The sequence below is a fragment of the Parasedimentitalea huanghaiensis genome, from assembly GCF_009753675.1.
GTDB classification, from domain to species: domain Bacteria; phylum Pseudomonadota; class Alphaproteobacteria; order Rhodobacterales; family Rhodobacteraceae; genus Parasedimentitalea; species Parasedimentitalea huanghaiensis.
The window spans coordinates 64,244-79,661 of record NZ_WQLV01000012.1; the positions used below are offsets into that span (position 1 = coordinate 64,244).

Below are 15,418 nucleotides of genomic sequence, written 5' to 3' on the forward strand. Positions count from 1 at the left end.
AATCCCCTTGGTATCTTGAAAAAGGAAAACCTCATGAAAGGTTCTCGCCCCGAACAAGCGGTCCTGACCCGCGACACAGACCTTAGCAAAACCGACGCCACCCGCGCGGTTATCGAAGACATGGTGGACGGATTGAACGACCACCGCATCAGTGACATCGGCGAGTTCTTCTCAGACGGATTTCGCTGGATGGGAAACCAGGGCTGCGGCACCAAAACGGGCCTGCAAGAGTTCCAGGACAACTGGCAGCGCCCATTTCAGGCAGCGTTTTCCGACAAGACCTGCATTGATGAGGCCCGCCTATACATGGGGGAATGGGCTGCAGCCTTTGGCCGTCAGGAGGCCACCCATTCAGGTGAATTCCTAGGCATCGCCCCCACCGGCAAGCGGATCGAGATCCGCTACATGGATTTCTGGAAAGTCGTTGACGGCAAGATCGTCGACAACTGGGTGAACGTGGACTTTGCCCATGTCGCCGCCCAGCTCGGCGTTGATCTGTTCAACGGCGAAGGCTGGGAAGCATTTGATCGCGGAGAGAAAACAGCTCCGCGTCCGACCAACCAAGGACAAGTCACATGACCATCGAATATCTAAAACGCGGCAAACCCGAAGCAGACCGGGCCGAAGATGACGCCAAAACCCGCGCGGTGGTCGAAGCAACGCTAAAGGACATCAAGACCCGTGGCGATGCGGCAGTGCGCGACCTGTCCGAGAAGTTTGACACCTATTCGCCAGCTTCGTTTCGTCTAAACCAAGACGAGATTGACGAACTGATCGCCTCGCTCACAGATCGCGAACTGGCGGACATCAAGTTTGCCCAGGAACAGGTGCGTAATTTTGCACAGGCGCAGCGGGATTCGATGCTGGATATCGAGGTCGAAACCATGCCCGGCGTGATCCTGGGACATAAGAATATCCCGGTGCAATCCGTGGGTTGCTACATTCCCGGCGGTAAATTCCCGATGGTCGCCTCGGCGCATATGTCCGTTGCCACCGCCTCAGTCGCGGGTGTGCCCCGCATCATCGCTTGCACCCCACCGTTCAACGGCAAACCCAATGCTGCGGTGATCGCCGCCATGCATCTGGGCGGCGCGCATGAGATTTATGTCATGGGTGGCATTCAGGCCATCGGTGCCATGGCAATTGGCACTGAAACCATCGATCCGGTTCACATGCTGGTTGGTCCCGGTAACGCCTTTGTTGCCGAAGCCAAGCGCCAGCTGTTTGGCCGCGTCGGCATCGACCTATTTGCCGGGCCAACCGAAACCATGGTGATCGCTGACGAAACCGCTGCTGATGCTGAGCTCTGCGCTACTGACCTGCTGGGTCAGGCCGAACATGGCTATAACAGCCCCTGTGTTCTGCTCACCAACAGCCGTAAGCTGGCCGATGACACGCTGGCCGAGGTGGACCGCCTTCTGGGTATTCTGCCAACAGCCGGAACAGCCAAGGTAAGCTGGGAAGACTATGGCGAGGTCATTGTCTGCGACAGCTATGATGAAATGCTGCAGGTCGCTGATGACATCGCGTCCGAACATGTTCAGGTCATGACCGACCGCGATGACTGGTTCTTGGAAAATATGACCTGCTATGGCGCATTGTTCCTTGGCCCGCGCACCAATGTTTCCAACGGGGACAAGGTGATTGGCACCAACCACACCCTGCCCACCAAGAAAGCTGGCCGGTACACCGGCGGCCTCTGGGTTGGCAAATACCTGAAGACCCACAGCTATCAGAAAGTCACCACGGATGAGGCCGCAACGCTGATCGGTGAATATGGCTCGCGCCTGTGTATGCTCGAAGGGTTTGTGGGTCACGCCGAGCAGTGTAACGTCCGGGTTCGCCGCTATGGTGGCATCAATGTGCCGTATGGCGAAGCCGCCGCTTATCGAGAGGCTGCCGAATGAGCGACGTCCACACAGAAAACAAGGCCCTGATCGCACCCCTTCGTGCGGCGATGTATGACTTTGACGAAGCAGCCGTGCGCGCTGCTCTAAACGAAATCAGCGCCCCGGATGCACTCTTCCACCACTGTCACCCGCTGGGTGACAGCATTGGAACGGATGCCTTCTACAACACAGCATACGCAGATCTGAAAACAGCCTGGCCCGATCTGGAACGCCGTGATTACATCGTCATGGCAGGACCAGACGAGCACGGCAACGATTGGGTTGGATGCGGAGGTTACTATACCGGTGTCTTTACCGGCCCATGGTTGGATATCCCACCAACCGGCCATCAGGTTGTCATGCGCTTTCACGAGTTCTTTCGCGTTGTCGATGGTCAGGTCGTAGAGTTCCAAGCCCTGTGGGACATCCCCGAGGTGATGATGCAGGCCAATGCCTGGCCGATGTCGCCTAGCTTGGGGCACGAATGGCATGTGCCCGGACCGGCAACACAGGACGGGTTTGTACCGGGTCCATATGATGCCGGAAAAGGCGCGGCCACCTGCCAGCACATCATCGACATGCTGGAACATTTGAAGAAACACCCGTCGCAGGGTGGCCCCGAAGTGATGGAGATGGATCGGTTCTGGCACCAGCGCATGAACTGGTATGGCCCATCCGGCATCGGTACTGGTCGTGGCCATGCAGGGTTCCGCAATTGGCACCAGATCCCGTTTCTGGGCGGCATGCCGGACCGTGGTCAGTATCTGGACGAGATCACCTATCACTTCTTTGGCGACGGTGAATATGCCGCCGTCACCGGTTGGCCAAACATGGTTCAGACCGTCACCCATAACGGCTGGCTGGGGATCGCGCCTGCGGGCAAGAAGATCACTATGCGCTCGCTTGATTTCTGGCGATTGGAAAATGGAAAAATCCGGGAAAACTGGGTACTTGTCGATATTTTGGATGCCTATCGCCAACTGGGTGTTGATGTCTTTGCCCGCTTGCGGGAGTTCAACAAAGCCCGCAACATAGGGCGCATTGATATCCCTGATGGAATGAGCTGATGACTGACCTGCCCCGCCCCCCTTCACTGACCCTTAGTGGCAAGACAGCCCTTGTAACCGGAGCCTCATCTGGCATCGGTCAGGGCTGTGCCGTAGCGCTGGCTGATGCCGGTGCCCATGTGGTCTGTGCAGCACGCGGGGCAGATCGCCTGGCTGATACGGTTGCAGCAATGCAGGCCAAAGGCTGGAGCGCCGAGGCCCTGCAGTTGGATCAAAATGATCTGCAAGCCCTGCAGGCCACCATCGAAACCGGGAATTATGACATCATCGTCAATTCAGCAGGTTTAGCCCGCCACGGTCCCGCAACCGAAACAACACCCGAGGATTTTGACGCCGTCGTCAGCGTCAACTTACGCTCGGCCTACTTCCTGTCGGCCTACGCGGCCAAGGCCATGGTCAAGGCAGGAAAGCCGGGTTCTATCATCCACATCTCCAGCCAGATGGGTCATGTCGGCGGTGTTGATCGTGCGGTTTATTGCGCCACCAAACACGGGTTAGAGGGCATGGTGAAATCCATGGCTGTTGAGTGGGGCAAGCAGAGCATCCGCATCAACACAATCTGCCCCACCTTCATCCGCACACCACTGACCCAATCCACGTTCGACAACCCCGAACGCGCCGCTTGGATCATGGATAAGATCAAACTGGATCGCGTGGGCGAGGTCGAAGACATCATGGGCGCGGTGCAATACCTCGCCTCCGACGCCTCGGCCATGGTGACCGGCACCGCCCTGATGATTGACGGAGGTTGGACAGCAGACTGATGGCTGAAAAAATCACCTCCCTCCAGGTTGCCGAAAAGGCCGGCGTCAGCCAGTCCGCCGTCAGCCGCGTCTTTACCCCTGGTGCATCGGTGTCGAAAAAAACCGCCGACAAGGTGCGCAAAGCAGCCGAAGAGCTCGGCTATCGCCCCAATGTTCTGGCCCGTGCCATGGTATCCGGCAAAAGCCGCATCATCGGGCTGGTGGTTGCCTATCTGGAAAACCACTTCTACCCCGAGGCCTTGGAAATCCTGTCCAACACCCTGCAAGAACAAGGCTATCACGTCCTGGTTTTCATGGCCTCGCAGACCGCTGGCAATATCGACAACGTGATGGATGAAATCCTGGATTATCAGGTCGATGGCATCGTCATGGCCTCGGTTGCGATGTCGTCAGATATCGCAACCCGATGCCAGCAGGCCGGGGTTCCGATTGTTCTGTTCAACCGCTCACAGGATATAGAAGGCATCTCGTCGGTCACATCCGACAACCACGCCGGCGGGCGTCAGGTGGCCGAGTTCCTGATTGCCGGAGACCACCAACGCATCGGCTACATCGCTGGCTGGGAAGGTGCCTCGACCCAGCGTGACCGCGAGGCTGGATTTCGAGAATACCTGCAAGAGGCCGGTGTTGAACTCTTTGCCCGCGAAGTTGGTGACTTCCACACCGAACGCGCCCGTGATGCCGGGCGTAGAATGTTTGATGTGCCCGCCGACCAGCGACCCGATGCGGTCTTTGTCGCCAATGACCACATGGCGCTAACCGTTATGGATGTCATTCGCTTCGAACTTGGCCTGCGTATCCCCGAGGATGTCTCGGTTGTGGGCTATGACGACGTGCCCCCCGCCGACTGGCCCGCTTACAACCTAACCACCATGCGCCAACGCGCCAATCTGATGGTTGCCGAAACCGTCTCTGCTCTGATGGAGCACATCAATAACCCCAAGACCGCCAGCCCTAAACGCGTGGCCATCGACGGACCGTTCATCGTACGCGGTTCGGCACGGCTGCCCGAAGGCTGGACACCTAAAGGATAAGACCCATGCAAGGCTTCGATCCCAAATTCAAGGATTTCCCCGATTACATCATCGGCATCACCAAGGAAATCTGGGAAGACCGCGGCATCGCCACGCTACATCACTACTATGGCGAAGACATCGTTGTGCGTTCGCCTGCGTCGGTTGTCACCGGCAACCAGAATGTGATCGGCGCCACCATGGCCACCCTGGCCGAATTCCCCGACCGCACCCTGCTGGGTGAGGACGTGATTTGGTCGGGCACCCCCGAAGACGGCATGCTCAGCTCGCACCGTCTGCTGTCCACAGCAACGCACCTCGGCGATGGAGTCTATGGCGAGGCCACTGGCAAAAAGCTGGTCTACCGGATCATGGCCGACTGCCATGCGAAGAACAATGCGATTGATGACGAATGGCTGATCCGCGATCAAGGGGCTATTGTTCGACAGATGGGCTGGGATCCACAGGAATACGCCGCCAACCTGATAACCAGCGAAGGTGGTCCGGAAAACTGCGTGCAGCCCCTGACCCCTGCCAATGACATTGAAGGTCCCTACAAGGGCAACGGCAACAATAATGAATGGGGCCAGAAATACGCCGATATTCTAACCCGCATCATGAACGCCGATTTTGGCATTATTGAGCAGGAATACGACCGCGCCGTTCAAACCGAATACCCCGGCGGTGTCACTGGTCATTCCTTTGCCTCGGTTGATGGCTTTTGGATGGGCCTGCGCGCCTCTTTCCCAAATGCCAAGTTCAAGATCGAGCACCAGATCGGCCGTGACGATCCGATGATGCCACCACGCGCTGCGATCCGTTGGTCGCTGCATGGCAAACACGATGGCTGGGGCGTCTTTGGCACACCAACCGGAGCCGACGTCTATGTGTTGGGCATCTCCCACGCCGAGTTCGGCCCATGGGGTCTGCGCCGTGAATTCACCATCTTCGATGAAACCTCGGTCTGGAAGCAACTGCTGCTGCAATCTGGAAATCTATAAGTGAACCCTGCCCGGTCATATCAGGTTTTGGCCACTGGTCTGCACCAAAGCACTGCTTTGCGGCGGTATCACCTGCACCGTCAAAGTCTGCGCGCGCAGCGGCTGAACCTGCGACCGCCTGGAAGGGCCGTCTGAACGCCCGTGGGCACCTGTGCCCGTTCAGATTACTTTCCAAGGGAATTCAAAATGACCACTTCACCCATCACCGACCGCATCGTTCGTTACGGCGACCTTCAGCCCTGCAAAACCGCCTTTATCGACGCCCATACTCCGGGCAGCGACCAAAAAGAAAACTTCACCATTATTGGCGGCGGCGTTTCTGAGAGCCCAGACCAGCATGTTCACCTGTCCGACAAGATCGGGTTCAACATCGGCGCTGCTGGCCAGCCCCCTAAATGTCGCAACAGCCTGCACACGCACACCACCGCCGAAGTGTTCTTTGTGCTCAAGGGCCGTTGGCGGTTTTTCTGGGGCCGTTATGGCACCGCGGGTGAGTTCGTTGCCGAAGAAGGTGATATCTTCAACATCCCAACCGGCATCTTCCGCGGGTTTGAAAACATCGGCACCGACTACGGTATGATCATGGCCGTTCTGGGCGGCGATGATGCTGGCGGCGGCGTGACTTGGGCGCCTCAGGTCATCGAAGACGCGCAGGCCCATGGGCTGATCCTCGGCGAAAACGGCGTGCTCTATGACAGCAAAAAGGGCGACGCCCTGCCCCACAACGTCAACCCGATGCCCCTGTTGACCAAAGAGCAACTGAAAGACATCCCCGAGGTCCCTGCTGAAGATGTCATTCCGGGCTATGTTGCCCGCTATTGGGATCTGATGGCGCTGGCGGGCAAGAAACCCGCCAAGGTAATCGGCCCCGACGCCCTGCTCAAAGACCGCCCCGGTTTCGAGATCGATTTCCTGACCCGTGGTTCCATCGCGGATGAGATGATCACCGCGGATCAACACACTGTGCTGATGCCGATGCGTGGCCATTGGAAACTGCGTTGGGACGGTGGTGAAAGCGTCATTAATCCCGGCGACACCAGCCTGATAAATCCCGGTGAATCCTACGCTCTAACGCCGTCGATGACAGGTGAATCCAGCCTGTACCGGATCACCGCGACGGATGATCCTGCTGGCGCAACCTGGCTGGGTTAACGAACCAACTATTCCCCGTGCTGCGCTGCGGCGGTGCACGGGGAGTGTACACATTGTGCACGCATATCACCCCCTGATTACGAGGAGATCAAAATTGGTTAAAACAACTCACGTCGGCTCACTTCCCCGCACGCAAGACGTCGTCGACTTCATTTTTGCCCGCGAAAATGAAACGCCATTTGACCAAGCCGAGTTTGATGCCTGCATGACTTCGGCCGTATCCGAAACCGTACGCAAACAGGTCGCGGCGGGCATTGAAATTGTCAGCGATGGCGAAACTTCCAAGATCTCTTATGCGACATACGTCAAGGATCGCTACACTGGGTTTTCCGGCGACAGCCCCCGCAACGCGCCTGCCGATCTGAAAATGTTTCCCAGCTTTCTGAAACGCCTAGCCGACGACGGCGGCACGCCCCAGTATGCCCGCCCCATGTGCACCGGCGAGGTGCGATCCAAGGGACAGGACGAGCTGCAAAAAGACATCACTAACCTGAAATCTGCAATGGCCGAACATGAGGCCGAGCATGGCTTCATGAATGCCGCCTCACCCGGTGTTATCTCGCTGTTTTTGCAAAACGATTTCTACCCCAACCGCGAGGCCTATCTGGCGGCTTTGGCCGACGCGATGAAGGAAGAATATGAAACCATCGTCGGTGCCGGTTTGGATCTGCAACTGGACTGCCCCGACCTGGCCTTGTCGCGTCACATGTTGTTTAACGACCTGTCCGACGACGAATTCCTGAACGTCGCCAACATGCATGTCGAAGCCCTGAACCACGCCTTGCAGAACGTTCCCCAAGACCGCGTGCGTGTTCACATCTGCTGGGGTAACTACGAAGGCCCGCACTGCTGCGATATTCCGATGGACAAGGTTTTCACAACCCTGATGTCCACCAAATCCCGCTATGTACTGTTTGAAACCTCAAACCCGCGCCACGCCCACGAATGGACGGTCTTCCGAGATCGCAAAACTGAAATCCCCGACGACAAGATTCTGGTCCCCGGCGTAGTCGACACCACTACCAACTTTGTTGAACACCCCGAGCTGGTCGCACAACGCATTGAAAAATTTACACAAATCGTCAGTTCCGACCGCGTGATCGCTGGCAGCGACTGTGGCTTTGGCACCTTTGCCGGGTTTGGCGCTATTGATCCCGCCATCGCCTTTGCCAAGCTTTCCGCCCTCTCTGAGGGAGCAGCGTTGGCCAAATGACACCCTTGCTTCTGCTCCCCGGAATGATGTGCGACGCACGGTTGTTTCAGCCGCAAATCGATGCCTTGTCGGGGCGCATCCCCCTAATCACAGCCCCAATCGGCAATCACGACACGATGCAGGCGTTGGCGGAAGAAATTCTAAACTATGCCCCGCCCCACTTTGCCATGGCAGGTCTGTCAATGGGCGGTATCCTCGCTATGGAGGTGCTCCGCCAAGCCCCCGACCGGGTTGACCGGATTGGCCTGCTGGACACCAACCCGCTGGCCGAAATCCCTGAAGTTCAGGCACGACGCGCGCCCCAAATCAAAGCTGCCAAAAATGGTGAATTGCGCCGGATCATGCGTGACGAGATGAAGCCAAACTATCTGGCCGATGGCCCCAACATGGGCGCGATCCTGGACCTTTGCATGGCAATGGCCACGGATCTGGGGCCCGACGTTTTTATCAATCAATCCTGCGCCTTACGCGACCGCCCCGACCAGTGCGACACCCTGCGCCAATTTGAAAGACCCGCATTGGTGCTTTGCGGACGTGAAGACAAGCTCTGTCCAGTTGAGCGCCACGAGATGATGCATAAGCTGTTACCCAACAGCCGCTTGCAGATCATTGACGGCGCAGGGCACCTGCCCACTCTGGAACAACCCGAAATCACAACGGCGGCCCTGATCCGCTGGCTCGAGGACACATGACACCTTCTCTGCTAGAACTCTTGCGCAGCGTCGACACGCCGACTGTCTGCAACGCCATCGAAGTCGCCCAAGGCAAACGAGGATTTAATGCCTTTACCCGCGGCTCCATGCTCTGCTCCGCCCCGGATGAACCCGCCATTGTCGGCTATGCACGCACGGCCAAAATCGCGGCGGTGTCGCCGCCAACCGAAGCACCCGATGTGATCCGTGAACGAAGGATGTCCTACTACAAGTACATGGCGCAAGGCCCTACCCCTTCGGTCGCTGTGATTGAGGACACCGACGACCCCAATTGCATTGGCGCATATTGGGGGGAAATCAACACCACGGTGCACAAAGGTTTTGGCATGTCTGGTGCACTGACAAACGGTGTCATGCGTGACCTGGGCGATCTGCCCGACGGGTTCCCGGTTGTTGCCGGATCCATTGGCCCCAGCCACGGATTTGTCCACGTCAAAGAGATCAATACACCCGTGACCGTGTTCCATCTGACCGTAGACCCGGGTGATCTGGTTCACGCCGACCGTCACGGCGCCCTGGTCATTCCCATTGAAGTGGTCGACGAACTCGAGGCCGCTATACGCAAACTCCTTCAGACCGAGCGCATCGTACTAGATGCTGCCGTGAAAGACGGCTTTGATTTCCAGTCCTTTGAAACCGCTTGGTCAGAATTTGAGAAATCACGGACCTGACATTTCCGGAAACCCGCGAACTCTCGCAGCCCTTTCACACCGGAGGAAGCTTCGCTGTGCAAAACAGCTATAGGCGGACGATCATCGCCATCAAAGGGAGAGGAACCAGTGTAGGTCTGTGCTTCTCCCTAAAAACTGCCCTCATGACTAGCCTTTCAGTGGACCAAAGATGGTGATTGAGAAGCTCTGTGTCATGTGGTGTTGGACTCGCGTTGTTGTCACACTCTGCCCAATCATAGGGGCTCACTCTAGCTGACTAATCGTCACCCAGGGGCTGATTTTGGGTAGTGTCAGGTCTACACGGATTGTTGTCTTCCAGCTAAGTCTGTTGCAAAGTTCAAACTGATTTGTGAACGCCCGGCTGCGTCAATTTCCTAAATTTTGGCGCCGAGAACCATCGCTACATCTACCAGAAGGGGAAAGAGTTGGGAATTCTGCTACGGCCGTGTTGTCGCTTCTTGGGCGAATACCAGGTATTGAGCAACTTCCTGTCTGTCTCTCATATCAAGTATGGTCTCTTCGTTGAGCAATAACTGCAACACGGATTGATGTGACCAATTGCTTCTAGAGCCAAACTGGCGTGCGACGGCGCCTGCCAACCTTGAGTCCAACCAAAGCACGCTGTTAACCGCCTTCGAAATCGATGTCTCCATGGCTAAATCGTCAGATCCGCCATGCAATGCGATTGCTTCAAACAGCAGTTCTTTTGACAGTAACGAGATTTCAGGGTTGGTCAGATAGCTCTTGGCAAGATCTGTAACGGTATCCGGACCGGCAAGTTCGATCAAGGCAGTGGCATAGGCTCCTAGATAGCGCCCTTCGGACCGGGTGCTGTTTTCGACCCCCCTTTCCAGCAATTCAAGTAGTTGAGCATCGCCACTAAGGCCAAGAAGCAGTACCCTAATCGCCTTGTATTCAGTTTCGATCGGCGCGTTGAACCTTACCAGTAAGCGCTGTGGTTCAATGGTAAGGTTGAGGCCTTGTAAAACACTATAATCGGCCTGATCCAGCTCACGGAGCGCTAATTTGTGGATACGATCATCAGGGTGGCCAATAAGGGATGCGAAATACCTGAACCGGTCGTTGTCATTTCCAAGCTCCCACGCAGGCAACTTCTCCATGACAGAGCTTAGGACTGGAGCCAGTTCCGCGTCGACAAAGGCAAGACGTTGCCAGGGACCATAAGCTCCGTCCCGTGCAAAAAGAACTGCCGTATTGGCGTCCAAGGCAAATCGTCGGCGGGTATTGCTGTCGACAAGAAATGGGATCTCTGAAGATCCAAGATCACCTGCCAAGGCTTGGTATGCTTTGAACTGAAATGGATTGTTCGGTGAAGAACGGGCAAGAACGATTTCGTCACTGCCAAGAAGCCTGTCAACCAACGTTGGTTGCGGGGTGTAGTTGTGAAATCCACATGGGCTGCCTAACGAAGGCACCAGCAGACCACCAACAAGAAAAGGTACAAGAACTGTTCTGCGCATAAGTCAACAATGCTCGAAACCGCGCACTCTTTGAAATCAAAATTTCACAGGATGTCATAAATTTTCGTTGCCTGGCACTGGAGATCCACCTTTGATCGAGACAACTGGGGCAACGGCCTTTTCTTATTGATAGGCATCTACCGAAACGGCATCTACAACATAGGTTGTTTCAATATCTGTTTGGCCGTCCACAAGGTAGAGCGCACTTGAGTGGCTTTGGGCGCGCATTTCGCCGCTAATCCAAACTGGATTATAAAGCCCATCTACTTCAAAGCCCTCTTCATATCGAACAAAAACCATCTGGTTAGCCGGAGGTGGCGGCGTGTGAATACAGGCACCGACGGTTGGGACTAGCAGGAATTCGACCGCTTTTTGATCCACCATTTCCAAAGGCAGCAGATACCCTGGCAATCGCACATTTTTCCCAACAACATCAGGGTTAGGTTCGATCGCGGCCAACCTGCGTTGGTTCATGACAATTTCACGCTGCTTGAACAACTGGTCGGGGTCCAGCCCTTGTTCTTCGAGACTCGCTCGCAGGGCTTTGACTTCGGCGCGAGCGGCATCGTCCAAGTCCCCTTGGCTCATGACTTCAAAGTGATACAACTCGGACAGGTCGCTAATCTGATCATAGTCCATCTTGGCAAATGGATCGTGATAAGGGCGCTCTTCAGGAAGAAGATCCACCCAGGTGATATCTTGTAGATCACGAGCCGTAGCTGGAACAACAAAGGCAACTGTAAACGCAGCGGCAAGAGCCATCCTGATGGTGTTCATGATCTAGATCCCTTGCTTACAAACGCATTGAAAGCCCGTCGGCCAACGTCATCCGGTACACCCGAAGTGCAGGCACGGCGCCTGCTATCAGACCTGAACAGAAAATGACCGCTAAGAGAAGGGCCTCACGAAAAGTTGGTAGGCCCAAGCTAATACGAAGGCCAAAATTTGCGGCCAAAACAGGATTTGCCACAAAGGTGACCGCGCTCAGCACAAGATAGCCAAGAAAAATCCCTGCCAGCAGCACCAGTGCGGCCTCGAATAGGATCAATGAAAAAATGTTGCCGGGGGTTGCGCCCACGGACCGAAGAATGGCGAATTCGCGCCGACGAGCATCCAGTGCAGCCGACAGCATCACGACCATGCCTATGACGCCCGCCAGCGCCACCGCACCTGCCATCAGTCGCAGAGCAGTTTCTGCCGTCCCTGTTATCGACCAGAGTTGAAGCAACGCAACATTTGGTAAGACCGCCGTCAGTGCATCGCCGCGGTATTCTGCCAGGTGACGTTGAACCGAGAGCACGGCTGACTTGTCTTTTAGCCCGACAAAAATAGCGTTGATTGTTCCCGGTTCATGGCCGTGGCTGTCATGGCCATGATCGTCGTGACTTTCAGAGGTGTGCCCTTCGTGACTGTTCTCCTCTGTGTGGTCACCATGCTCTTCGTGGCCTTCTTCCTCCGCGTGATGCTCCTCGTGCCCGTCTTCATCGTGCCCGCCTTCTTCGTGCCCGCCTTCATCGGTATGCTCTTCATGTCCATCATGAGATGAATGTCCTTCGTGCGCGTCGTGTGAACTGTGCGCATCATGGGGCTCATGCTCGATGTCGTCGGCAGAACTCGAGGCTTTCGCAAAAGGATCCGCATTTTGGGGGATGGCGTCTTCGTGCATAGTGTCAAAGCCCTCCATTGACACAAACACCATACGGTCAACTGCCGTTCCTGTTGGCGCCAGGACACCGTCAATCGTAAACGGATCGTCATCATGCACATCAAATGAAACCGCACCGGCCCCATGGGCATTAACGATCTCCATGCCTAATGCGTAATCATAGGCCTGCGCAACATCCGCGCCAATCACTGCGCCCATCGGATCATCGAAGGCGGCCCCAGCCGCAAAGGTCAGAGGTTTGCCGCCGCTATGGCGAAACCGTTCGAAATACGTCTTGGTAGTGCCCATGACTGGATATCCACGATGGCTGTCCCCCATCATAACGGGAACAGTCCAGTCAACACCGGGCATATCCTCAACCATCTCATAGCTGTCCCAACTGATGCCTGCACCAGTGGAGCCGACACCAAAAACGGTGGCCATCAGGATCTGCACATCATTGCCGCGCGCCGCGACGATGAGATCGACACCTGAGGCTGAATTGGCAAATCCAGCGCGCGCTTCGGTTCGCAGGCGTTCCACACCCAAGATCAACGCGACACTCAGCGCGATACTGAGAACCGTCAGTCCGGCAACAAAACGGCGATTGAGCAAACTTTTCAGGCAGAGGTTCAACATCAGATCGTCCCCCCGTTAAGCATGTTCAGTTCCACCGTCCGGTCGAAATGCTTTTCTAGAGTTCGATCATGGCTGACGAATAGCAGACTCGAACTCGCCGCGTTGCATTCCTTTAGCAATAGCTCAACAAATGCCCCCTTGGCCTCTTCATCAAGCGCCGATGTGGGCTCGTCCGCCAAAACAACCTCTGGCGACCCGATCAGGGCTCGCGCGGCGGCAACCCTTTGCTGCTGGCCAATGCTCAGCGCACTGGCTGGGCCATTGAGCAGATTGACGTCTGTCAAGCCCAGCTCACCCAACAATCGTTCTGCAGCTTTGGTCGGATCACCCCCCACTTTGTCACGGCGCCGGGCAGAAAAACGGCAGGGCAAAGTGACGTTTTCCACTGCGCTCAGCCAGGGCAGCAGATTGAACACCTGAAAGATCAGCCCCAAGTGATCGACACGAAACCTATCCCTGTCGCGGCCTGACAATCCGCCGATATCGGTGCCAGCCACATGAACCGAAGATTGAGGGACCTCAATGACCCCAGCAATTGCCGAAAGTAGCGTAGACTTGCCGCTGCCACTTGGCCCGCGCAGCATCACTTTTTCTCGGCTTTGCAGGTCGAAACTGGCGATATCAAGTATCGGCGTGGATGCACCAGGCCAGCAATAATGAAGAGACTTCAGAGCAATGGTTGTCATAAAAAACAGTCCGTACATGATCCTAAAAACGGCTTGAAAGCAGTTATCTACGGGGCATTCGGCTTGTCAACATCGCACAGTCTTAGGTCCCAAACCTGTCCCCGTCGACAATTGGATCAGGAGCTATGTTGCGGAGAACCTGTAGCCATCATCTATACCCTTATTTACACCGGCAAACTGCACAGGGAATTCCGTAAGGTTGATGGCCTGCTGCCGTCGAACCACAAAGGCAGAAAGCACGCTTACCGAGCCTGAACGAGAGCAAGACACCCATTCTACGGCGATAATCACTGGTAACAACTGACAACAGCATCGCGAAAGAAATCGCTTCGGATTGGACTTACCGGATGCGAAAACTTGTGTAACATTTCTCTACGTTTCTGGCGCAGTTTGCGATCCTGATTTCCGATAGGCATTTCGATATTCTGATGGTGTCTGTCCCGTCTGAGATCGGAAAAACCGCGTAAAGTGCGACTGGTTTGGATAGCCCAACGAAACCCCTATATCTCCAATTGTCTGAGTACTATCCTCCAACGCCTCAATTGCCATATCCACGCGCAGCTTACGGATCTCGCTGGCTACAGTTGTTTTCCGCGTGCGCAGGACATTCGTTAACCTGCCTGAATCCAGCCCCAATGCTTGGGCCAATGTGTCTGTATCCAGATCGCTGCTTGCCATCAAAGAGCGCGCGACACTTCGCAAGGCTGCAATAACAGAAATGGTAGACGCTTCTGGCTGAGCAGTTGGGGAAGAGTTTTCAAAGCTTCGCAGATTCAATTTTGAGACAAGCCATTCAGCCGGGAAGCGCACGACTAATCCATCGTTGGATTGCGGAACAACACGCACACCGGAGTAGGCAGGAGGCAAGCATTCAGGGAACCTCGTCTCAATACGCACCTGTTCCGAGACCCACAAATCTCCGGTCACCAATTGAAACAAGCGTATGTAATGACTGGCGGCAAAACCCTCAGCCTGACCTGGGGAATTATTGGGCTCGAAAAATCGCTTTATCTTATAGCTGGCCTCAGAGTTGGTGACCTGCAGGGTATGGCTAACTGAGCTCGACTGCTGTGGAACTTCCAGAATGAACCGCGTCAAGAATTCGCCCAAGGTTCCAGATTTCTGCGCGGCCGTGCGATAGGGTGGCCAGTCCGCGAATTGCATACGCTCGCCAGCGTGACAGCCCAGATAAGGATCCTTTGAAAGTTCGGCCATTGTGTTGAGCAAGCCATAGATAATCTCGCCGTGCACTGACATTTGAGGACCGTCGATATGGGCAGGATTGATCCCCAATGCCTGAATTGCAGGGAGCGGATTGACACGCTTTTCTTCGAGGTAGTCGAGAAAAGGCTTTACGAGGATCAGGCGAATAAAGCCTTCTTGCGACGTGGGCATGGATAGGATTCCAAGTTGTGTGTCCCATACTGATACCATGGATGGTTGTTGAATGTTGTCCAGTTTTACACAGAACGTTTTCTAATTAT

Annotated in this window: 15 protein-coding genes; 10 read left to right on the forward strand and 5 right to left on the reverse strand. The window is 55.6% G+C overall.

Going from position 1 to position 15,418, the window contains the following annotated elements:
* The first annotated feature begins 33 nt into the window (after window positions 1-33).
* From GO984_RS17355 to GO984_RS17400, 10 genes are all read left to right on the forward strand, one after another.
* Window positions 34-579 carry an ester cyclase gene (locus GO984_RS17355; protein WP_157023871.1) on the forward strand — a complete coding sequence of 182 codons (546 nt, stop codon included), beginning with the start codon at window positions 34-36 and terminating at the stop codon, window positions 577-579.
* Window positions 576-1,907: a histidinol dehydrogenase gene (hisD, locus tag GO984_RS17360; RefSeq protein ID WP_157023872.1), complete on the forward strand. Its 1,332-nt coding sequence runs from the start codon at window positions 576-578 to the stop codon at window positions 1,905-1,907. Before GO984_RS17355 ends, hisD begins: the two co-directional genes overlap by 4 nt.
* Complete coding sequence (locus tag GO984_RS17365) at window positions 1,904-2,956, forward strand: ester cyclase (protein ID WP_157023873.1); 1,053 nt, start codon at window positions 1,904-1,906, stop codon at window positions 2,954-2,956. The genes hisD and GO984_RS17365 overlap by 4 nt, the downstream gene beginning before the upstream one ends.
* Window positions 2,956-3,720 (forward strand): SDR family NAD(P)-dependent oxidoreductase, encoded by a 765-nt coding sequence (locus GO984_RS17370; protein WP_157023874.1) that lies wholly within the window; start codon window positions 2,956-2,958, stop codon window positions 3,718-3,720. The genes GO984_RS17365 and GO984_RS17370 overlap by 1 nt, the downstream gene beginning before the upstream one ends.
* Entirely contained in the window at window positions 3,720-4,754 is a 1,035-nt protein-coding gene (locus GO984_RS17375; protein ID WP_209279434.1) for a LacI family DNA-binding transcriptional regulator, read from the forward strand. The genes GO984_RS17370 and GO984_RS17375 overlap by 1 nt, the downstream gene beginning before the upstream one ends.
* Before the next feature lie 5 nt (window positions 4,755-4,759).
* Window positions 4,760-5,734, forward strand: a complete 975-nt coding sequence (locus GO984_RS17380) for a nuclear transport factor 2 family protein (RefSeq protein WP_157023875.1) — start codon at window positions 4,760-4,762, stop codon at window positions 5,732-5,734.
* A 186-nt stretch (window positions 5,735-5,920) separates the two neighbouring features.
* Entirely contained in the window at window positions 5,921-6,886 is a 966-nt protein-coding gene (locus GO984_RS17385) for a cupin domain-containing protein (protein WP_157023876.1), read from the forward strand.
* A 94-nt stretch (window positions 6,887-6,980) separates the two neighbouring features.
* On the forward strand, window positions 6,981-8,099 hold the full coding sequence (locus GO984_RS17390) for a cobalamin-independent methionine synthase II family protein (RefSeq protein WP_167740396.1): 1,119 nt from the start codon (window positions 6,981-6,983) through the stop codon (window positions 8,097-8,099).
* A complete protein-coding gene (locus GO984_RS17395) occupies window positions 8,096-8,791 on the forward strand; it encodes an alpha/beta fold hydrolase (protein WP_157023878.1) in 696 nt (231 codons plus the stop codon). Before GO984_RS17390 ends, GO984_RS17395 begins: the two co-directional genes overlap by 4 nt.
* Window positions 8,788-9,483, forward strand: a complete 696-nt coding sequence (locus tag GO984_RS17400) for an RraA family protein (protein WP_157023879.1) — start codon at window positions 8,788-8,790, stop codon at window positions 9,481-9,483. The genes GO984_RS17395 and GO984_RS17400 overlap by 4 nt, the downstream gene beginning before the upstream one ends.
* A 437-nt stretch (window positions 9,484-9,920) precedes the next feature.
* On the opposite strand, the gene GO984_RS17405 is transcribed toward GO984_RS17400, so the two are convergent.
* From GO984_RS17405 to GO984_RS17425, 5 genes are all read right to left on the reverse strand, one after another.
* Window positions 9,921-10,964 carry a hypothetical protein gene (locus tag GO984_RS17405; protein WP_157023880.1) on the reverse strand — a complete coding sequence of 348 codons (1,044 nt, stop codon included), beginning with the start codon at window positions 10,962-10,964 and terminating at the stop codon, window positions 9,921-9,923.
* A 123-nt stretch (window positions 10,965-11,087) separates the two neighbouring features.
* On the reverse strand, window positions 11,088-11,741 hold the full coding sequence (locus tag GO984_RS17410; protein WP_157023881.1) for a DUF3299 domain-containing protein: 654 nt from the start codon (window positions 11,739-11,741) through the stop codon (window positions 11,088-11,090).
* 16 nt (window positions 11,742-11,757) lie between these two features.
* The gene (locus GO984_RS17415) at window positions 11,758-13,248 is read right to left on the reverse strand and encodes an ABC transporter permease (RefSeq protein ID WP_157023882.1); all 1,491 of its coding nucleotides are present in this window, start codon (window positions 13,246-13,248) and stop codon (window positions 11,758-11,760) included.
* A complete protein-coding gene (locus GO984_RS17420; RefSeq protein ID WP_157023883.1) occupies window positions 13,248-13,934 on the reverse strand; it encodes an ABC transporter ATP-binding protein in 687 nt (228 codons plus the stop codon). Before GO984_RS17420 ends, GO984_RS17415 begins: the two co-directional genes overlap by 1 nt.
* A 372-nt stretch (window positions 13,935-14,306) precedes the next feature.
* Window positions 14,307-15,329: a helix-turn-helix domain-containing protein gene (locus tag GO984_RS17425; RefSeq protein WP_167740397.1), complete on the reverse strand. Its 1,023-nt coding sequence runs from the start codon at window positions 15,327-15,329 to the stop codon at window positions 14,307-14,309.
* Window positions 15,330-15,418 lie beyond the last annotated feature (89 nt).